Annotated in this window: 19 protein-coding genes and 1 pseudogene; 11 read left to right on the forward strand and 9 right to left on the reverse strand. The window is 70.0% G+C overall.

Going from position 1 to position 17761, the window contains the following annotated elements; all coding sequences use genetic code 11:
* The first annotated feature begins 43 nt into the window (after window positions 1-43).
* The gene (gene dnaB / locus ACSUPV_RS20625) at window positions 44-1525 is read left to right on the forward strand and encodes a replicative DNA helicase (protein WP_031115201.1); all 1482 of its coding nucleotides are present in this window, start codon (window positions 44-46) and stop codon (window positions 1523-1525) included.
* A gap of 177 nt (window positions 1526-1702) precedes the next feature.
* On the opposite strand, the gene ACSUPV_RS20630 is transcribed toward dnaB, so the two are convergent.
* Window positions 1703-2416 (reverse strand): carboxymuconolactone decarboxylase family protein, encoded by a 714-nt coding sequence (locus tag ACSUPV_RS20630; RefSeq protein ID WP_436948108.1) that lies wholly within the window; start codon window positions 2414-2416, stop codon window positions 1703-1705.
* 913 nt (window positions 2417-3329) lie between these two features.
* On the opposite strand from ACSUPV_RS20630, the gene ACSUPV_RS20635 reads away from it, so the two are divergent.
* Complete coding sequence (locus ACSUPV_RS20635; RefSeq protein WP_359788318.1) at window positions 3330-3536, forward strand: hypothetical protein; 207 nt, start codon at window positions 3330-3332, stop codon at window positions 3534-3536.
* A 42-nt stretch (window positions 3537-3578) separates the two neighbouring features.
* Complete coding sequence (locus ACSUPV_RS20640) at window positions 3579-4961, forward strand: serine hydrolase domain-containing protein (protein WP_436948110.1); 1383 nt, start codon at window positions 3579-3581, stop codon at window positions 4959-4961.
* 59 nt (window positions 4962-5020) lie between these two features.
* Here ACSUPV_RS20640 and ACSUPV_RS20645 read toward each other — a convergent pair whose 3' ends face one another.
* Window positions 5021-5473, reverse strand: coding sequence for a GNAT family N-acetyltransferase (locus ACSUPV_RS20645; RefSeq protein ID WP_031115205.1), 453 nt, complete (start codon window positions 5471-5473; stop codon window positions 5021-5023).
* A 38-nt stretch (window positions 5474-5511) separates the two neighbouring features.
* The gene (locus ACSUPV_RS20650) at window positions 5512-5976 is read right to left on the reverse strand and encodes a MarR family winged helix-turn-helix transcriptional regulator (RefSeq protein ID WP_031115206.1); all 465 of its coding nucleotides are present in this window, start codon (window positions 5974-5976) and stop codon (window positions 5512-5514) included.
* Window positions 5977-6118: 142 nt separating this feature from the next.
* On the opposite strand from ACSUPV_RS20650, the gene ACSUPV_RS20655 reads away from it, so the two are divergent.
* Both ACSUPV_RS20655 and ACSUPV_RS20660 read left to right on the forward strand, forming a co-directional pair.
* Window positions 6119-7327: an MFS transporter gene (locus ACSUPV_RS20655; protein ID WP_436948112.1), complete on the forward strand. Its 1209-nt coding sequence runs from the start codon at window positions 6119-6121 to the stop codon at window positions 7325-7327.
* 54 nt (window positions 7328-7381) lie between these two features.
* Complete coding sequence (locus ACSUPV_RS20660; RefSeq protein ID WP_031115208.1) at window positions 7382-7804, forward strand: GlcG/HbpS family heme-binding protein; 423 nt, start codon at window positions 7382-7384, stop codon at window positions 7802-7804.
* A 121-nt stretch (window positions 7805-7925) separates the two neighbouring features.
* On the opposite strand, the gene ACSUPV_RS20665 is transcribed toward ACSUPV_RS20660, so the two are convergent.
* Window positions 7926-8792 carry a GNAT family N-acetyltransferase gene (locus ACSUPV_RS20665; protein WP_436948114.1) on the reverse strand — a complete coding sequence of 289 codons (867 nt, stop codon included), beginning with the start codon at window positions 8790-8792 and terminating at the stop codon, window positions 7926-7928.
* Window positions 8793-9362: 570 nt separating this feature from the next.
* On the opposite strand from ACSUPV_RS20665, the gene ACSUPV_RS20670 reads away from it, so the two are divergent.
* On the forward strand, window positions 9363-10967 hold the full coding sequence (locus ACSUPV_RS20670; protein ID WP_436948116.1) for a globin domain-containing protein: 1605 nt from the start codon (window positions 9363-9365) through the stop codon (window positions 10965-10967).
* 8 nt (window positions 10968-10975) lie between these two features.
* Here ACSUPV_RS20670 and ACSUPV_RS20675 read toward each other — a convergent pair whose 3' ends face one another.
* Window positions 10976-11458, reverse strand: a complete 483-nt coding sequence (locus ACSUPV_RS20675) for an NUDIX domain-containing protein (protein ID WP_436948118.1) — start codon at window positions 11456-11458, stop codon at window positions 10976-10978.
* A 144-nt stretch (window positions 11459-11602) separates the two neighbouring features.
* On the reverse strand, window positions 11603-12508 hold the full coding sequence (locus ACSUPV_RS20680) for a LysR family transcriptional regulator (protein ID WP_031115212.1): 906 nt from the start codon (window positions 12506-12508) through the stop codon (window positions 11603-11605).
* A 345-nt stretch (window positions 12509-12853) separates the two neighbouring features.
* On the opposite strand from ACSUPV_RS20680, the pseudogene ACSUPV_RS20685 reads away from it, so the two are divergent.
* Window positions 12854-13171, forward strand: a pseudogene (locus ACSUPV_RS20685) (class I SAM-dependent methyltransferase); the annotation flags it as partial.
* Window positions 13172-13209: 38 nt separating this feature from the next.
* Here the strand turns inward: ACSUPV_RS20685 and ACSUPV_RS20690 are convergent.
* The 3 genes from ACSUPV_RS20690 to ACSUPV_RS20700 are packed head-to-tail and all read right to left on the reverse strand — an operon-like array spanning window position 13210 to window position 15317.
* Window positions 13210-14445 (reverse strand): cystathionine gamma-lyase, encoded by a 1236-nt coding sequence (locus tag ACSUPV_RS20690; protein ID WP_436948120.1) that lies wholly within the window; start codon window positions 14443-14445, stop codon window positions 13210-13212.
* Window positions 14442-14933, reverse strand: a complete 492-nt coding sequence (locus ACSUPV_RS20695) for a low molecular weight protein-tyrosine-phosphatase (RefSeq protein ID WP_031115215.1) — start codon at window positions 14931-14933, stop codon at window positions 14442-14444. Before ACSUPV_RS20695 ends, ACSUPV_RS20690 begins: the two co-directional genes overlap by 4 nt.
* 6 nt (window positions 14934-14939) lie before the next feature.
* Complete coding sequence (locus tag ACSUPV_RS20700) at window positions 14940-15317, reverse strand: phage holin family protein (protein ID WP_031115216.1); 378 nt, start codon at window positions 15315-15317, stop codon at window positions 14940-14942.
* A 60-nt stretch (window positions 15318-15377) separates the two neighbouring features.
* Here ACSUPV_RS20700 and ACSUPV_RS20705 point away from each other — a divergent pair, with 60 nt between their 5' ends.
* The 4 genes from ACSUPV_RS20705 (at window position 15378) to ACSUPV_RS20720 (ending at window position 17668) form a co-directional block, all read left to right on the forward strand.
* Entirely contained in the window at window positions 15378-15695 is a 318-nt protein-coding gene (locus ACSUPV_RS20705; RefSeq protein WP_031115217.1) for a cupin domain-containing protein, read from the forward strand.
* Between the two features lie 165 nt (window positions 15696-15860).
* Window positions 15861-16073 carry a DUF5326 family protein gene (locus tag ACSUPV_RS20710; protein WP_003991465.1) on the forward strand — a complete coding sequence of 71 codons (213 nt, stop codon included), beginning with the start codon at window positions 15861-15863 and terminating at the stop codon, window positions 16071-16073.
* Between the two features lie 206 nt (window positions 16074-16279).
* Window positions 16280-17134, forward strand: coding sequence for an IclR family transcriptional regulator (locus ACSUPV_RS20715; protein WP_382614659.1), 855 nt, complete (start codon window positions 16280-16282; stop codon window positions 17132-17134).
* A 99-nt stretch (window positions 17135-17233) separates the two neighbouring features.
* Window positions 17234-17668, forward strand: coding sequence for an SsgA family sporulation/cell division regulator (locus ACSUPV_RS20720; protein WP_031115219.1), 435 nt, complete (start codon window positions 17234-17236; stop codon window positions 17666-17668).
* Window positions 17669-17761: the final 93 nt, after the last annotated feature.

A 17761-nucleotide genomic window follows, 5' to 3' on the forward strand; every position in this document is an offset into this window, starting at 1 on the left:
GGCATGGCGAGGTCTGCTGCGGCGGACGGGAGGAGGTCGCTCGGTGAGCATTTCCGAGCCCTTGGACGACCCGTGGGCCGACAGCGGTCCCAGTGATCGTCTGCCCGCCTCCCGCCGCCGTGGTGACGCATCCCGGGGCCGCGACGAGCAGCACGAACGCGGCGTTGACAACGGGGTGTGGGACGGCGGCTCAAGCCCGTCGTTCGAGCGGGTGCCGCCGCAGGACATCGAGGCCGAGCAGTCCGTCCTCGGCGGCATGCTCCTGTCCAAGGACGCCATCGCCGACGTCGTCGAGATCCTCAAGGGCCACGACTTCTACAAGCCGGCCCACGAGACGATCTACCAGGCCGTCCTCGACGTCTACGCCAAGGGCGAGCCGGCCGACCCCATCACGATCGCGGCCGAGCTCACCAAGCGCGGCGAGATCAACAAGGTCGGCGGCGCCTCGTACCTGCACACGCTCGTCCAGACGGTGCCGACGGCGGCCAACGCCGCCTACTACGCGGAGATCGTCCACGAGCGGGCCGTCCTGCGCCGCCTGGTCGAAGCCGGTACGCGCATCACACAGATGGGATACGCGGCCGACGACGACGTCGACGAGATCGTCAACCGCGCCCAGGCGGAGGTCTACGCGGTTACCGAGCAGCGGACCAGTGAGGACTACCTGCCGCTCGGCGACATCATGGAGGGCGCGCTCGACGAGATCGAGGCGATCGGCTCGCGCAGCGGCGAGATGACCGGTGTGCCCACGGGGTTCACGGACTTCGACTCGCTCACCAACGGTCTGCACCCGGGCCAGATGATCGTCATCGCCGCGCGCCCCGCCATGGGCAAGTCCACGCTCGCGCTGGACTTCGCGCGGGCCGCCTCGATCAAGAACAACCTGCCGAGCGTGATCTTCTCCCTGGAAATGGGGCGCAACGAGATCGCGATGCGTCTGCTGTCCGCCGAAGCCCGGGTGGCCCTGCACCACATGCGGTCCGGCACGATGACGGACGAGGACTGGACGCGCCTGGCCCGGCGCATGCCCGACGTCTCGGCGGCGCCGCTCTACATCGACGACTCGCCGAACCTGTCGATGATGGAGATCCGCGCCAAGTGCCGCCGCCTCAAGCAGCGCAACGACCTCAGGCTGGTCGTCATCGACTACCTCCAGCTGATGCAGTCCGGCGGGTCCAAGCGGGCCGAGAGCCGGCAGCAGGAGGTCTCGGACATGTCCCGTAACCTCAAGCTGCTGGCCAAGGAGCTGGAGATCCCGGTCATCGCGCTCTCGCAGCTGAACCGTGGTCCCGAGCAGCGCACGGACAAGAAGCCGATGGTCTCCGACCTGCGTGAGTCCGGTTCCATCGAGCAGGACGCCGACATGGTCATCCTGCTGCACCGTGAGGACGCCTACGAGAAGGAGTCGCCCCGCGCAGGTGAGGCCGACCTGATCGTGGCCAAGCACCGAAACGGCCCGACGGCGACGATCACGGTCGCCTTCCAGGGCCACTACTCGCGTTTCGTCGACATGGCGCAGACCTGACAGCCACAAATGTAGGTTCGTATTTCGCGTGTCCCTTTCTCATTGACGGTGGCCTCTGTTCGGCTCAAGGGACATGACGGTGAGACGAACTCGTTGTCCTGTTGTCCCGCCTTCGGGCACATGGGTCGAGTCGATGAGCCGGGCGGCCCGCCATCCGTTCCATCGTGCCCATACCGGTCACACGGGGCGGATCCCGCGTTCCTCGAAGACCTCGCGCAGGACACCGACGGCATTGAGCGCGCGGGGGAAGCCTGTGTACGGGACGGCCTGGATGACCGTCTCGATCACCTGCCGGGGCGAGAGTCCCACTCTGAGCGCGGCGTTGAAGTGGACCTTTTGCTGGGGTGCCGTGTCACCCAAGGCGATCAGTCCGCCCAGGGTGACAAGCTGCCGTTGCCGCAGGTCGAGCCCCGGTCGCGTGTAGATGTCTCCGAAGGGGAATTCGACGATGTACCGGCCGAGATCCGGCGCCACGTCGTTCAGGGACTCGATCACCTCGATGCCGTGCTCGCCGTCGACCTCGCGCAGTTTGTCCTCGCCCCGTGCATAACGGTCCCCGCCTGGCTCCACCTCGATCGGCTCGATGTGCACCCCTCGCTCCTCGAACACGGCGCGTGCGGCGGCCAGCGCGTTGAGCGTCCGCGGGAACCCCGCGAAGGGAACCAGGTGGATCAGCGCCTCCACCACCTGCGCCGCGTCCAGACCGACATGCAGCGCCGCGTCGATGTGGAACCGTAACTGAGGGGCGGTGTCCCCGGCGGCGGTCAGTGCGCCGATGGTCACCAACTGCCGCTGCTTTACGTCGAGTCCGGGCCGTGCGTGCACATCCCCGTACGCGAACTCGACCACGAAGCGCCCCAGATCAGGGGCGATGTCCTCCAGCGCCTCCACCGTGGGGAGGGCATCCTCGCCGGCGATCTCCTTCATACGGGCAGTGCCCCGCGCGTACCGCTCGGACGGCCCACGATCCGCACTGTCGGCCACCGCTGCGCCCGGCCTCGTCAGGGGTGCCGTCATCGCGCCGACCCCTCCAACAGCTCCGTACCGCAGGAGGGCCCGCCTGCCCCTGCCCGCCTCGTCCCTCGGCCGTGCGTCACGCCCGTCGTCCGCTGTCCCCATCCCGTTCCTCCACCAGTCGCTCGTAGTGCGCAATCTTGTTGTCGATGGCGTCGAGGCTGCGCATGACGGCCTCATACCTCCTGCTGACCTGTGCCTGTGTCTCCGCAACAGCTCCAGCCGCTCCCGCACGGTGTCGTTTCCGCCCCGGCGCAGCTCCGCGAACGCCAACATCCCCTGGATGGGCATCCCGGTCGTCCGCAGCCGCAGCAGGCCACTCGGTCGCCACACGACGACCGTACGAGTTGAAGCGCGCTTCAACGCAAGGGAGCCGTCGCAGCCACGGGCGCGACGATCTCCGGGTGCCGCCCCCCGCTCAGGGGTAGGACCGCGGTGAGCCGCTATGACATCCTCGCGGAGCTCGACGGAGAGGCAGTGCGCTTCGGCGGCCACGGCTTCCGGCATGCCGCCGTTCCGCTCCCTCGATCCGGCAGGTGGCGGGATCCCGGGGCTGCGCTGCCAACTGGCCAGAGAATGGGCGGCCGTTCCCGGCGCGTCGTCGTCCCCCTCTCCAGCACCTCGCCGGTGCCGGCGTCCAGCATGAGGTGCCTGTCCTGGCAAGTGCGGGCGAGCAGGCGGCGCTCGAACACGCCGGTCAGGGGCGGTTCGGCCACTGCCCCGCGACGAAGTCCCTGGAAGCGCAGTTCCTCGCCATCGGGCACGCGACTGGCGGAGTGATCTCCGAGGCATGGTGCCGCCAGATTTCTCCTGCCCCTGCAGCGAGCTGGGCGGGGAAGCGAACGAGGCCCAGCCGGGGTTCGAGGGCGTCTGGGGCGAGGGGCTGTCCGCCCTGCTGGCCTGGCGAGAGGCATCGGGTGTCCGGACCGGCTGCGGTCGTGGTGTCCGGCCGCTGCACAGCCTGGAATGGGACAGCCCAAGTGAGAACTACGACTAATGTGCTCGACGCGGAGACGCCGGGCCGGGTGGACTGGGATCCATGACATCTCAGGGAGAGCTGCTTCCCGGCACGCGTCGCGCGCTGCTGCACCGGATCGCTGTCGCGCAGACCGAAGGACGGGCGCCGTCGCTCGTCGCTGCGGTCGTGCGAGACGGGAAACCGGTGTGGACCGGTGCGCGGACCTTGGTGGAAGGCCATGCGCCGGACGAGAACGTGCAGTACCGGATCGGCTCCATCACCAAGACCTTCACGGCGGTTCTCGTCCTGCGGCTGCGTGACGAGGGCGCCCTGGAACTCGGGGATCCGCTGGAGAAGCACCTGCCGGGCACCGGTGTGGGGGAGGTGACCGTCGCCGAACTGCTCGCGCACACTGGAGGGTTGGCGGCCGAGACCCCAGGCCCGTGGTGGGAGCGGAGCCCCGGATCCCTGCGGCCCGAGCTCGCCGACGTGCTGGGCGTGCGGCCCTCGCTGTTCCCTCCCGGCCGCCGGTTCCACTACTCGAACCCGGGTTATGCGCTGCTGGGTGCGCTGGTCGAGGAGCTGCGCGGCGACGCGTGGGAGGAGGTCCTTCGGCGGGAAGTGCTCGAACCCCTGGAGCTGCACCGGACGAGCGTGCGGCCGCAGGCGCCGTATGCGGGTGGCTGGGCCGTGCATCCCTGGGCCGATGTGATGCTGCACGAGCCCACCGAGGATCTGGGGCGCATGGCCCCGGCCGGCCAACTCTGGTCGACCGCAGATGACTTGGCGCGGTTCGCTGCCTTCCTGGTCAAGGGCGACGAGCGGGTGCTGAGCCCGGAGTCGCTGCTGGAGATGCGGACACCGGCAGCGCCCCACGAGGCCTCGGACGTAGCGAGCGGCTATGCCTACTGTCTGGGCATGGAGATCCGGCGACGGGACGGACGGTCCCTCGTCGGTCACACCGGTTCGCTGCCCGGCTTCCTCGCCTGCCTGATGATCAGTGTCGAGGACGACGTGGCGGCGATCGTCCTGGCCAACTGCACGTCGGGCCCCCTGTTGTTCCCCGTCGCCTCCGACCTGGTCCGTATCGTCGCCGAGGCGGAACCGCGCATCCCGATCGCGTGGAAACCGCTGCGCGATGTCGACCCGTCCGTGCTGGAACTGACGGGTCCGTGGTACTGGGGGACGCAGGCCTTCGCGCTGCGCCTCACGGCTGACGGGATCCTCTCGCTGGGGCCGCTGTCGGGCAGCGGTCGTGGCTCGCGGTTCCGTCCGAACGGCGACGGCACCTGGACCGGGCTGGAGGGCTACTACGCCGGCGAGCTCCTGAAGGCCGTACGGCGGTCGGACGGGTCCGTGAGCCACCTGGACCTCGGGTCCTTCGTGTTCACGCGTCAGCCGTACGACGAAGGGGCTCCTGTGCCGGGCGGGGTCGATCCCGAGGGGTGGCGTGGGATCGGCTAGGTGGTGACACGAAAGGGGCGGCCTGTTTCACGTGAAACAGGCCGCCCCTTTCGTGTCGGTCACAACGGGAGCTTGAAGCCCGTGTGGGAAGCCGTGAAACCGAGCCGTTCGTAGAAGCGGTGGGCGTCGGTGCGGGTCTTGTCGGAGGTCAGCTGGACCAACTGGCAGCCCTGGTCCCGGGATTCCGCGATCGCCCACTCGATGAGCTGTGTTCCGAGGCCGCTGCCGCGCTCGTCGGCGTGGATGCGTACGCCTTCGATGATCGACCGGATCGCACCGCGTCGGGACAGCCCGGGGATGATCGTGAGCTGGAGCGTGCCGACCACGCGGCCCTCGCGTGCCGCGACGACCAGGTGTTGGTTCGGGTCGGTGCTGAGCCGCTCCAACGCGGTCAGATACGGGGCGAGGTCGTCCGGTGACTCGCGCTGCGCACCCAGGGGGTCGTCGGCGAGCATGGCCACGATCGCCGGGACGTCGTCTGCGACGGCAGCACGTATCTCAAGGTCTCCCATGGGCGCACCCTACGCAGAGCCGGCCCGCGCCGGGGTCGTCAGGCAGGCACCGGGGCCTTCAGCGTCTCCACGACTCGGACCAGCGGGGCCAGCTCCGGATTCTTCGCCGCCTCGTCGAGGGCCTCGCGCAGAGCGGCGTCATTGGTCGGTCGGGCCGCCTCCAGCAGCTCGAGGCCGGCTTCGGTGACGTTCGTGTAGATGCCCCGGCGGTCGGTGGGGCACAGGTAGCGCTCCAGGAGTCCGCGGTCCTCGAGCCGGGTCACCAGACGCGTGGTGGCGCTCTGGCTGAGGACGACCGCGTCGGCGACCTGCTTCATCTGCAGATGGCCTCCGTCGCCGTCATGCTGCCGGCTGAGCACGTCCAGCAGGGAGTACTCGCGCGCACTGAGGTCGTGCTTCGCCTGCAGGGCGCGCTCGATGTGGGTCTCGATCCTCCCGTGCAGCAGGGAGAGGGCGCACCAGCCCTGGGCGAGGGCGGTGAGCGCGGGGTCCGTCGCTGTCATTGGGTTTTCCTCCGTCCCGGAGTGGCTGACACCCAGGGTAGAGCAGCGCTGCAATAGTCGGCGGTTGCATATAGCCCGCGTCTGCAACTATTGTGAACGCACGCAAAGCGCTCCTGCAATCTTCTGGGAAGGTAACCCCTCCATGCCTCTCGCGCTTCTGGCCCTCGCGATCGGGGCCTTCGGGATCGGAACGACAGAGTTCGTGATCATGGGCTTGCTGCCCGAGGTCGCGGGCGACTACGGGGTGTCCATCCCCACCGCCGGATACCTGGTCACCGGCTACGCGCTCGGTGTCGTGTTCGGCGCCCCCCTGATGACCGTTCTCGGCACCAAGGTCTCCCGCAAGCGGATGCTGATGCTGCTGATGGGCCTGTTCATCGTCGGCAACCTGCTCTCGGCGCTCGCCCCGGCCTTCGCCGTGATGCTGATCGGCCGGATCGTCGCCTCCCTGGCCCACGGCGCCTTCTTCGGCATCGGCTCGGTCGTCGCCGCCGATCTGGTCGCCCCGGACAAGAAGGCCGGCGCCATCGCGATGATGTTCACCGGGCTGACCGTGGCCAATGTCGTCGGCGTCCCGCTGGGCACGCTCGTCGGGCAGTCCGTCGGCTGGCGGGTGACCTTCGGCATCGTCGCCGCCCTCGGGGTCATAGGCCTGCTCGGCGTCGCCCGGCTCGTCCCCGACATGCCCAGGCCGGAAGGCGTACGCCTGCGGCACGAGCTGGCCGCCTTCAAGAACGTGCAGGTGCTGCTCGCCATGGCGATGACCGTCCTCGGCTTCGGCGGTGTCTTCGCGGCCATCACCTACATCGCGCCGATGATGACCCACGTCGCCGGCTTCGCCGACGGCTCCGTCACCTGGCTGCTGGTCCTCTTCGGCCTCGGCATGGTCGGCGGCAACCTCGTCGGCGGCAAGTTCGCCGACCGGGCCCTGATGCCCATGCTGTACGTCTCCCTGGGGGCCCTGGCCGTCGTGCTGGCGCTGTTCACGCTCACCGCGCACGACAAGGTCCTGTCGGCCGTCACGATCGCGCTCATCGGTGCCCTGGGCTTCGCCACCGTGCCGCCGCTGCAGAAGCGGGTCCTCGACCAGGCGCACGGCGCCCCGACCCTGGCCTCCGCCGTGAACATCGGCGCCTTCAACCTCGGCAACGCCCTGTCCGCCTGGCTCGGCGGGCTGGTGATCGCGGCGGGACTCGGTTACACCGCCCCCAACTGGGTCGGAGCCGCTCTGGCCGCCGCCGCCCTGCTCCTGGCCGTTCTCTCGGCCGCCCTGGAGCGCCGCGCCGGTGCGCCCAGCACCGTCGTCACCGGGTCCGCTCCCGCCGAGCAGCGGGCCGCTGTCCACCACTGAGCGGTCGGGCCACCCCGACCGACCCCACTCTCACGTCCTCCAGGAGAACCATCCATGAGCACCACCACCGCAGTCGCCCCGCTGACCACCCAGGACGCCGACGTCCTCGTCACCGCGGCCCGTCGGGCGGCCGAGGCCGCCGGAGTCACCGTCAGCGTCACGGTCCTGGACGCGGGCGGGCACCTGCTCGCCTTCCGGCGTGACGACCGCGCCGTGCTGATCTCCGGCGAGACGAGCACCCGCAAGGCCTACACGGCGCTCCAGCTGGACACGCCCACCACCGATCTCGTCGACGCCGTGCAGCCCGGAGGCCTCTTCCACACGCTGCCCACCGCGCTCGACCGGCCGCTGCTGTTCATCGCCGGCGGTGTGCCGGTACACCGCGACGGCCGGCTGATCGGCGCGATCGGTGTCGGCGGCGGTGCCCCGGAGCAGGACCACGCCTTCGCCATGGCCGCCGTGGAGGCCCTCGGCTGACCTGGCCCCTCCACCGAGACCCCGACCTGGCCCCTCCAGCGAGACCCTGACAAGGCCCTTCAGTGAGACGGTGCCGGCTCCCCGACCCCCTGGGGAGCCGGCGCCGTCGTGTCGGAGTCCTTCAGCCCGCCGCGACCGTCACCGGTGCGAACCGCCGGCTCCAGTCTCCGGGCAGCTCGGTGATCCCGTACGCCATCACCGAGTTGAAGGCGACGGGCGCCAGACCACGCTCCTTCACCCACGTGAGCAGCTCTTCGTGCCGCATATCGATGTCGGTGCGCAGCGGGCGGTCGGTGTGGGCGGCGAGGGAGGCGATGAGTGCCTGGGCCACCGACGTGTCGCGTGCGATGAGCGGACCCACCACGTGGGTCTCCATGTTGGGCCAGGCGGCCGCGTACCCGACGATCCGCCCGCGCTCCTCCGCCACGCGCAGCTGGTCGGCGAAGGCGGGCAGCCGGGTGATGATGTGCGTGCGGTCGGTCCCGAAGGCCTGCTCGTCGAGCCGGAGGATCGCGGAGAGATCCTCGGCGGTCGCGGCGCGGGTGGCGACCTTCGGCTCCGGTCCGCCGGGAGTGAAGCGGCCGGACACCATCTCGGCCCGGCCGATGACCTTGAAGCCGAGCTCCTCGTAGAGGGGGCGGCCGTACGGTGTCGCGTGCAGGGTGAGAGGCGTGGCACCCATCGCGGAGACGACCTGGCGCATCAGCCGGCGTCCCACGCCCTGCCGCGCGTGCCGTTCCGCCACGAGGACCATGCCGATCGCCGCGAGGGCGGGGTGCTCCTGAGGCCCGTACTCGGTGACGACACAGGCACTCACGAGGCCGCCGTCAGGGTCGTCGATGCCGTATCCCTTCCCGGCTGTGAGGAGGAAGCCCCACTTGTGCTCCTCCCGGGGCCACCCCCGGTCCTCGGACAAGTCGGCGCAGGCGGCGAGATCGCGGAGCGTCAGACGGCGGATGGGCAGGGAGGCAAGGGAAGGAGTCGACACGCAGGTCAGGCTGTCCGACAGGGACCCCTGCCGTCCACCTCTTTCAGCGGAGACATACGAGCTTTTGGCCAGTTGTCGCCGCATGCACAGCGCGTGGACAGGTGCTGGTTGTTTCACGTGAAACACGTAAGAACAGCCGATGTCCGATCGAGACGAGGAACTAGCGGTTCTTGTCGCGTAGTTGACGGAACCGACGGTTCGCGTCGCGCCCGCATTCGTGACGAGGGAAGGGGGGACTTGTGTGCGCGGCGGTGGCCGGTAGGGTCGACTCCGGTTCGCGTCAGGGGTGAGGTGACCCGCCCCTGCGGGCCGAGTGCAGGGCAATGCAGCCTAACGGGACGGAGAGATCGAAGACCCGCGTTTCCGGTTATGGGACTGAGCCGTCCAGGCGAGTGGGAAGCTCGGTGAGAGGACTGCGGTCAATGTCACACTCTCCCCTACTTGTCCGTACGGAGCCGAAATACGGGTTAAATGTGGCGGCATTGGCCACGACACAGGACGGGAACGCAATCCGTCCACGGGGGAAAGCAGGCACCTTCCGACCGGGGAAGTGCGCAGACCGACCGAAAGATGCTCGAGGCGAGGCACACCATGGACGCTCCGACCACCACGTCGGCCGACAACGGCACTTCTGGCGGCGGGGGCGGCTGGTTCACGCCCCGCAAGAAGCCGACACCGGGCAGCGAGCCCGGTACTGCAGAGGGGCGTCGACCGGCAGCGATACGCCCGGTGGGCAGGCCCGCCCCAGACCCGGCAGCGCCGTCGGACGGCACAGCCGCGCCGTCCGACGCGACGACCGGCAGCACGAGCCCCGGGCCGGACCAGGAGCGCGAGACCCCGGACGCCATACCCACGCCGACCCCCACTCCTATGGGCTCGAGAGCCGCCGCGGCGTCATCGCCACGCCCCGCGCCCACGACGTTCGCCCCGTCTCCGGAGCCCTTCGCCGGCACCACCGCCGCTCCGCCCGCAAGTGCCGCGGCCGAGCCACGTGTTCCCGGCCAGCGGCCCGCTCCGAGAACGGATCCGGGGCCTGCCGCCTCCGCTCCGGCCGAGGAAGCGTCCCCGGACGCCGTCCTCATCCGCCGTGCCATGGCCGAGGTCGCGCCCGTGGCCGACAAGGTCACGTCGTACTTCTACGCTCTGCTCTTCGTGCGCCACCCCGACTTGCGGCCGCTGTTCCCGGCCGCGATGGACACCCAGCGGGACCGGCTGCTCAGAGCACTGCTCACGGCTGCCGAACACATCGACAACACCGACGTCCTCGTCGCCTACCTGCAGAACCTGGGCCGGGGCCACCGGAAGTACGGAACACGGGCGGAGCACTACCCGGCCGTCGGCGAATGCCTCATCGGCGCGCTGAGCAAGTACGCCGTCGGCGTCTGGAACGAGGAGATGGAGGCGGCCTGGGTCCGCACCTACACCACGATCTCCCAGATCATGATCGACGCGGCGGCCGCGGACGAACTGCGGGCCCCGGCCTGGTGGTACGCGGAGATCGTCACGCATGACCTCCGCACTCCGGACGTCGCGGTCGTCACCGTCCGGCCCGACCAGCCGTACCCCTTCCTCGCCGGGCAGTACACGAGCCTGGAGACCCCCTGGTGGCCCCGCATCTGGCGGCACTACTCCTTCGCCTCGGCGCCCCGCTCGGACGGGCTGCTGTCGTTCCACGTGAAGGCCGTGCCGGCCGGCTGGGTCTCCAACGCCCTGGTGCACCGCGCCCGCCCCGGTGACATCATCCGGCTCGGCCCGCCCGCCGGCTCCATGACCGTGGACCACACCACCGACAGCGGCCTGCTCTGCTTGGGCGGCGGCACCGGCATAGCGCCCATCAAGGCACTGGTCGAGGACGTCGCCGAGCACGGCGAACGCCGGCCGGTCGAGGTCTTCTACGGCGCCCGCACGGACCACGATCTGTACGACATCGACACCATGCTCCGCCTGCAGCAGAGCCACCCCTGGCTCTCCGTCCGCGCGATCATCGACGAGCAGGCGCACCAGCAGCTCCCGGACGCCATACGCGCCTACGGGCCGTGGAACGAGTACGACGCCTACCTCTCGGGCCCGCCCGGGATGATCCGCAGCGGTGTGGACGCCCTGCGGGACATCGGCATCCCGTCGGACCGCATACGGCACGACTCGGTGGAGGAACTGGTCACGGCCGGGCCCTGACCCGCCGCTCAGCCGAGGTCGGGGGCGTGCATGGCGCGTACGCCCTCGATGTTCCCGTCCAGGTAGTGCCGCAGGGACAGCGGGACGAGATGGACGGAGGCGATCCCGACCCGGGTGAAGGGCACCCGTACGATCTCGTACTCGCCGATGGGCTCGTCCACTTCGGGGCCGTGCCGGAGCGAAGGATCCATGGACTCGAGGCGGCAGACGAAGAAGTGCTGCACCTTCACGCCGGTCGCGCCGCCGCCCTCCCCGATGTGCTCCACGGTGTCCACGAAGCAGGGCACCACGTCGGTGATCTTCGCGCCGAGCTCCTCGTACACCTCGCGGTGCAGGGCGTCGACGACGGTGGAGTCGCCGGGCTCGACCCCGCCGCCGGGAGTGAGCCAGTAGGGGTCCATGCCCGGCTTGGTGCGCTTGATCAGGATCAGGTCGTCACCGTCCAGCAGAACGGCGCGGGCGGTGCGCTTGACCACGGGTCGGACGGTCATGGGTGAAATGTGGCCCGGCTGGTTCCACGTGAAACATCGCGAAATGTCACCGGCCGAACTCCCAGAGTGAGGCACGGCACCGGGCGCCCCCACACCCTCTCGGGACCTCTGTCCGTGCAGTCCGTCGCCCGCCTGGGAGCGGCCTCAGCACCAGTCGGCCGCGGCCCTCTGCAGCCATTCATGAGCCCGCGCGATGTGCGGCATGGCCATGGTCCCGGTGCGGACCACCAGGAAGTACGTGCGCAGCGGTGGCACCGCCGGCTCGTGCAGGGCGACGACGTCACCCCGCTGCAACGCCGTCGCGCACAGATAGCGCGGCAGCACCGCCAGCCCCGCGCCCGCGACCGCGCAGGCCAGGACCGCGCGCAGGTCGGGGACGACGACCGTGCCCGGAGCGGCCGGTCGGGAGTCGAAGACGGAGGCCCAGTAGCGGGAGACGAAGGGCAGTGACTCGTGCACCTCCACCACGGGCACCTGCTCCAGGGCCGGTTCCGGCTTGCGGTCCGGCTGCCCGGCGCCGAGCTGTTCGGCCCAGCGCGGGGCGGCGACCAGGACGTGCTCCTCGTCGCAGAGCGCAGTCGCCGTGAGCAGGGCACCGCGTGGCCGGGCCGTGCTGATGGCCAGATCGTGATGCCCGGCGGAAAGCCCTTCCAGCGTTTCCTCGGCGTTTCCGAAGGAGGCGCGCAGGGCGAATCCCTGGCCGTCCTCGCCGGTCAGCTCCGTGAGCGCGGGCAGGGCTCGTTCGGCGGTGAACTCCGGCGGTCCGGCGAGGTGCAGCGTCCGTAAGGAGGAGTCGTCGTCGAGGCCGGTCTCGGTGATCTCCACCAGAGCGTCGAGATGCGGGGCGGCCTTGTGGGCGAGTTCGTCGCCGATGCTCGTCGGGGTCACGCCGCGGGCCTGCCGCAGGAACAAGGGGCGGCCCAGTTGCCGTTCGAGCGTCCTGATCTGCGAGGTGACGGCCGGCTGGGACAGACCGAGCAGGGCGGCGGCGCGGGTGAAGGAGCCGGCCCGGTGCACGGTCACGAAGGTCCGCAGCAAGGCCAGATCCACCGCGCACACTCCCCTCTTCGGCCCCGCTCCCAGCCCCCCGGCCGCGCCCAACTATAAATAAGTCGATAGGTCTCTGTCGCTACTGTGATTGGACACTGACAGAGAGTCAACTAGCCTTGGTCGCGCGGTTCTTGCGCGCGGAACCGGGGGACGGTCCGAGCCACGAGGGGGGAGGTTCGGACCGTCCGTCTTTCGTATGCCGATCCAGCCGACCGCGCAAGCGCTGTCAGTGCCACGTCGTACGGTTCGGGCAGGGAGCCACCGCCGGGTGCGGGAGTACAGGCCTACTACGCCGAGTCGGCGGAGCGGCTGGCGACGGTGTACGAGAGCGTTCGGTTCGAGTCGGTGCACGGGGCGCTGCCGGAGTCGCCCGCGCGGGTCCTGGACGTCGGCGCGGGGACCGGTCGGGACGCGGCGGCGCTCGCCGGGCGGGGCTTCACGGTCGACGCCGTGGAACCGGTGACGGAGCTCCGGCGCGTGGCCGAGCGGCTGCACCAAGGCACCGGGGTGACGTGGCGGGCGGGCGCGCTCCCCTCCTTGCACGGCGTCCAGGGGCCGTACGACGCGGTGTTGCTGTCCGCGGTGTGGATGCATCTCCGGCCGGAGGAGCGCCCCGTCGCGATGCGGCGCCTGGCGGGGCTGCTGGCGTCGGGCGGCATCCTGCTGATCACTGGAGTCCGACAGTCCGCCGAGCGAGGCCGTCAGTCCGCCGACGCGTCCAGCGCGCGCAGGAGGTCCGCCACCAGGTCCTCCGGATCCTCGGCACCGACCGACAGGCGGATGAAGCCCTCCGGCACCGAGTCCCCGCCCCAGCGTCCTCGCCGTTCGGCCGTGGACCGCACTCCGCCGAAGCTCGTCGCGTCGTCCACGAGCCGCAGCGCCTCCAGGAAGCGGTCGGCACGCGCGCGCGTGGGCAGCGTGAACGACACCACGGACCCATAGCGCCGCATCTGCTGTGAGGCGATCCTGTGCGCGGGGTCGTCGGGGAGCCCCGGGTAGCGCAGCGCGGTCACCTCGGGCCGCTCGCGCAGTACCTCGGCGACGGCCAGGGCGGTCGCGCTCTGCCGGTCGACCCGCATCTGGAGCGTCGCGATCGAACGGTGTGCGAGCCAGGCTTCCATGGGCCCGGGAATCGCCCCGACGATCTTCCGCCAGCGGCGTACGGCGGCCATGGCCTGGGCGTCCCGGCCGACGACATAGCCCAGGAGGACGTCGCCGTGGCCGGTCAGCTGCTTGGTTCCGCTCGCCACCGCGAAGTCGGCGCCCAGCTCCAGAGGGCGCTGGCCCAGCGGTGTCGCGAGGGTGTTGTCGACGGCCACGACGGCACCACGCGCGTGTGCCGCCTCGGCGAGCCGCCGGATGTCGCACACGTCGAGCCCGGGGTTCGACGGCGTCTCGATCCACAGCAGCTTCGCGCCGTCGAGGACGTCGAGCTGGGCGTCGCCGCCGGTCGGCGCGGTGCGCACCTCGATGCCGTACGCCTCCAGCTGGGCACGGACCAGGGGCAGCGCCTGGTAGCCGTCGTCGGGCAGGACGCAGACGTCCCCGGTGCGCAACTGGGAGAACAGCACCGCCGAGATCGCGGCCATGCCCGAGGCGAAGACGAGCGTCTCGGCACCGTCCTGGCCGGGCGCCTCAAGCTCGCCGACGGCGCGCTCCAGCAGCGTCCACGTCGGGTTCTCGTCGCGGCCGTAAGTGTAGGGACCGGTCGGGTCGCCCGGCAGGTGGTAGTGGGCGGCGAACACGGGCCCGGGCAGGGTGGGCTCGTACTTGACCGCCTCGGGCAGCCCGGCCCGCACCGCCCGCGTACCGTCACCGACACCGACGGCGACCCGGCTCACGCCGCCTGTCACCTGACCTGCATCGCCTGTCACCTGACGCGCGTCACCCGCGTCGCCCGTCGCCCCGCCCCCGTCACCCGTCGCGGATTCACTCATGCCGCCTGTCCCTCCACACCCTCACGCACCGCCGCGAGCAGACCGGCGCTCGCGGCCTCCACCATCTCAAGGCACTCCTCGAAACCGTCCGCACCCCCGTAGTAGGGATCCGGTACGTCGAGGTCGTCCCCGGCGGCCGGGTCGTAGGAGCGCAGCAGCCGCACCTTCTGGGCGTCCTGTTCCGTGGGTGCGAGGCGCCGCAGCGCCCTGAGGTGGCCGGTGTCGAGGGCGACGACCAGGTCGAGGCGGGCGAACCAGGACGGCTGGAACTGCCGGGCCGTGTGGCCGCAGGCGTAGCCGTTCTCCTCCAGGACGGCCACCGTGCGCGGGTCGGCGCCGTCGCCCTCGTGCCAGCCGCCCGTGCCGGCGCTGTCGACCTCCACCAGACCGTCGAGTCCGGCCTCCGCCACACGCGCGCGGAAGACGACCTCGGCCATCGGGGACCGGCAGATGTTGCCCGTGCAGACGAAGCAGACGCGGTACGTCATGCGCCCTCAGTCCCCGTCCGGCAGGACGACGTGCAGCGCCCAGGAGACGACCGAGATGATCAGACCGCCCAGGACGGCCGTCCAGAAGCCCTCCACGTGAAAGCTCAGGTCGAGCTTGTCGGCCAGCCACGATGTGAGCAGCAGCATCAACGCGTTGACGACCAGGGTGAACAGTCCGAGCGTCAGGATCAGCAGCGGCAGGCTGAGGAGCTTGACGACCGGCTTGACCAGGAAGTTCACCAGGCCGAAGATCAGCGCGACCACGATCAGGGTGCCGACCTTCTTGCCCGTGCTGTCACCGGTCAGGGTGATCTTGTCGAGCAGCCATACGGCGACCGCCAGGGCACCCGCGTTGGCGATCGTCTTGACTACGAAATTCTTCATGTGTCTGATCGTGGCAGACCTGATCGGACATGGGCACAAGAGGCAGGGGCGGACAAGGCGATGAAGGCATTCCGGCTGGACGAACTGGAGGCGGAGCGCGCCGCCAACGAGGGCGCCTACCTGCAGTTTCTCCGGGAGCAGAACATGTCGGTCGGCCTGTACGCCCTGGACGCGGGCGAGCAGGATCCACAGAAGCCGCACAATCAGGACGAGGTCTACTTCGTTGTGAGCGGCCGTGCCGCGATCACCGTCGGACTGGAGACGACCCAGGTGGCGCGCGGCAGCGTCGTGTACGTACCGGCGGGGGTCGCCCACAAGTTCCACCACATCACCGAGGACCTCAGGGTGCTGGTGGTCTTCTCTCCGCCCGAGAGCTGAGGGGCCGCCTCCGGGTTCCCTAGGGGACCGGTCAGGGGAGGACAAGGGGTGCGAGGGCCCCGCGAGGCACCCTCCCGGACCTAGCATCGAGTGCAGGACACCAGAGATCCAGAAGGACCGACAGGACCCGGCACTCGAACGGGTGGAGAGGTAAGGACGAGGGCGATGCGAGAGATCTTCGCGGGACTGCCGTGGTGGGTGAAGTGGGTCGCGGTGCCGGTCATCGCCCTCGTCGTGTTCGGCGGGCTGATAGCCAGCGTGGTGGGCTTCGTCATCGGACTGCTCTTCAAGGTGCTGGTCTTCGTGGCGCTGGTCGGCGGACTGATCTACGTCGTACGGAAGTTCACTTCCAGCTCCTCGTCGCGCAGCGACTGGTGAGACCGGTGGGAAACCGGTGGGGGTAGCGGGAAACGCCTGGAATCACCGGTTCCCTCGCCCGAGGGAAGTTTCCCCGCGGGGCCGTCTGCGCGCGGTGGCAGACGAATAGAGTCCGGAACTCGACGCGGGGACATCCCCGCGAGTGGCGTACACCCCCACCCGTGTCCATCGGCACGGGCTGCCCCCTCGCGTTTCGGGAGTGCCCCTTGGCTCCGGCTGACATCGCCCCTGTCCACCTCCACACTGTCCCCGCGCAACCCCGCTCGGCGGCACCCCCCGAGCCACCATCCGCCGTCACGCCCCCGCCCCCGCCTCCGGCGACCCTCATCGGCTCCGTCCAGCGCGCGATGCGCCTGCTGGAGACCGTCGCCGAGCACGAGTACGGCGCCCCCGCCAAGCAACTGGCCCGCGAGACCGGGCTGGCCCTGCCCACGACCTACCACCTGCTGCGCACTCTCGTGCACGAGGGCTATCTGCGCCGCGACAAGGGGCTGTTCTTCCTCGGTGATGCGGCCGAGCGGCTGAGCAGCAGCGGGGCACGGCAGAAACGTCGCAGCACGGTCGTCGACGCACTCGCGCACTGGCGGGACCTGCTCGGCGTCCCGGTGTACTACGCGGCGTACCGCGAGGGCGAGATCGAGGTCATGTGCGTCTCCGACACCCCGGGCAACCCGGCGGTGGAGGAGTGGGCCGACTTCCGGGAGACCGGGCACGCGCACGCCATCGGGCAGTGCCTGCTGTCCCAGCTGGACGAGGACGCCCGCCGCGACCACCTCGACCGCTACCCGGTGCGGCCCCTCACCCCGTACACGGTGCGGGACAACCACAGTCTGCTCCGGCGCCTGGAACGGGTGCGGCGGATGGAGCCGGTGACCGAGCGTCAGGAGTACGCCCTGGGCGCGGTCTGCGCGGCGATCCCCCTCACCCTCGGCACCACGGCCGCGACGATGGCCATCTCCCTGCCCGCTCACCAGGAGGACCGGCTGCTGCCCGCGGCCCGTCAGTTGCAGAGCGAGATCGGTCGCAGGCTCGGGACGCTCGCGCTCTCTATCAGTATGTGAAAACTCACTCCTTGTGATCTGCTGTGTACGTTCAGCAAGATTCCACCAAGTGTCAGAGGTTCGTTCCCGGCCAGTCCACGGCGAATGACGGGGTTATCGATGCGCGAGTCCGTACAGGCAGAGGTCATGATGAGTTTTCTCGTGTCCGAGGAGCTCTCCTTCCGCATTCCGGTGGAGCTGCGCTATGAGACCAGTGATCCCTATGCCGTCCGGCTGACCTTCCACTTGCCCGGTGATGCCCCCGTGACGTGGGCTTTCGGGCGGGAGTTGCTGATCGACGGGGTCGGCCGCCCGTGCGGTGAGGGCGATGTGCGGGTGACTCCCGTCGAGCCGGACGCGCTCGGCGAGGTGCTGATCAGGCTTCAGGTGGGAAGCGACCAGGCGTTGTTCAGGTCCTCGACGGCACCGCTCGTCGCGTTCCTCGACCGCACCGACAAGTTGGTGCCCCTCGGCCAGGAGGGCTCGCTCGCCGACTTCGACGCCCACCTCGACGAGGCCCTGGACCGCATCCTGGCGGAACAGGGCGCCGGGTGAGGCATCGGCCGGCGGCACCGTGGAGTAACGCTTCACCGGATGCCGCCGGGCTGTGCAGGAACGCTTCTCCCTGCGATGTGACAAGTAAGGCGT

The organism is Streptomyces sp. SudanB52_2052, assembly GCF_964272415.1.
In the GTDB taxonomy this organism is placed as follows: Bacteria; Actinomycetota; Actinomycetes; order Streptomycetales; family Streptomycetaceae; genus Streptomyces; species Streptomyces olindensis.

What these genes read in the sequence shown, in the direction of transcription:
- ACSUPV_RS20700 (WP_031115216.1), bottom strand. Translation starts at nt 15,317, where the DNA reads ATGAAGAATTTCGTAGTCAAGACGATCGCCAACGCGGGTGCCCTGGCG.
- ACSUPV_RS20645 (WP_031115205.1), bottom strand. Translation starts at nt 5,473, where the DNA reads ATGGGAGACCTTGAGATACGTGCTGCCGTCGCAGACGACGTCCCGGCG.
- ACSUPV_RS20655 (WP_436948112.1), top strand. Translation starts at nt 6,119, where the DNA reads ATGCCTCTCGCGCTTCTGGCCCTCGCGATCGGGGCCTTCGGGATCGGA.
- ACSUPV_RS20660 (WP_031115208.1), top strand. Translation starts at nt 7,382, where the DNA reads ATGAGCACCACCACCGCAGTCGCCCCGCTGACCACCCAGGACGCCGAC.
- ACSUPV_RS20675 (WP_436948118.1), bottom strand. Translation starts at nt 11,458, where the DNA reads ATGACCGTCCGACCCGTGGTCAAGCGCACCGCCCGCGCCGTTCTGCTG.
- ACSUPV_RS20710 (WP_003991465.1), top strand. Translation starts at nt 15,861, where the DNA reads ATGCGAGAGATCTTCGCGGGACTGCCGTGGTGGGTGAAGTGGGTCGCG.
- ACSUPV_RS20640 (WP_436948110.1), top strand. Translation starts at nt 3,579, where the DNA reads ATGACATCTCAGGGAGAGCTGCTTCCCGGCACGCGTCGCGCGCTGCTG.
- ACSUPV_RS20650 (WP_031115206.1), bottom strand. Translation starts at nt 5,976, where the DNA reads ATGACAGCGACGGACCCCGCGCTCACCGCCCTCGCCCAGGGCTGGTGC.
- ACSUPV_RS20635 (WP_359788318.1), top strand. Translation starts at nt 3,330, where the DNA reads ATGGTGCCGCCAGATTTCTCCTGCCCCTGCAGCGAGCTGGGCGGGGAA.
- ACSUPV_RS20720 (WP_031115219.1), top strand. Translation starts at nt 17,234, where the DNA reads ATGCGCGAGTCCGTACAGGCAGAGGTCATGATGAGTTTTCTCGTGTCC.
- ACSUPV_RS20695 (WP_031115215.1), bottom strand. Translation starts at nt 14,933, where the DNA reads ATGACGTACCGCGTCTGCTTCGTCTGCACGGGCAACATCTGCCGGTCC.
- ACSUPV_RS20705 (WP_031115217.1), top strand. Translation starts at nt 15,378, where the DNA reads ATGAAGGCATTCCGGCTGGACGAACTGGAGGCGGAGCGCGCCGCCAAC.
- ACSUPV_RS20690 (WP_436948120.1), bottom strand. Translation starts at nt 14,445, where the DNA reads ATGAGTGAATCCGCGACGGGTGACGGGGGCGGGGCGACGGGCGACGCG.
- ACSUPV_RS20670 (WP_436948116.1), top strand. Translation starts at nt 9,363, where the DNA reads ATGCTCGAGGCGAGGCACACCATGGACGCTCCGACCACCACGTCGGCC.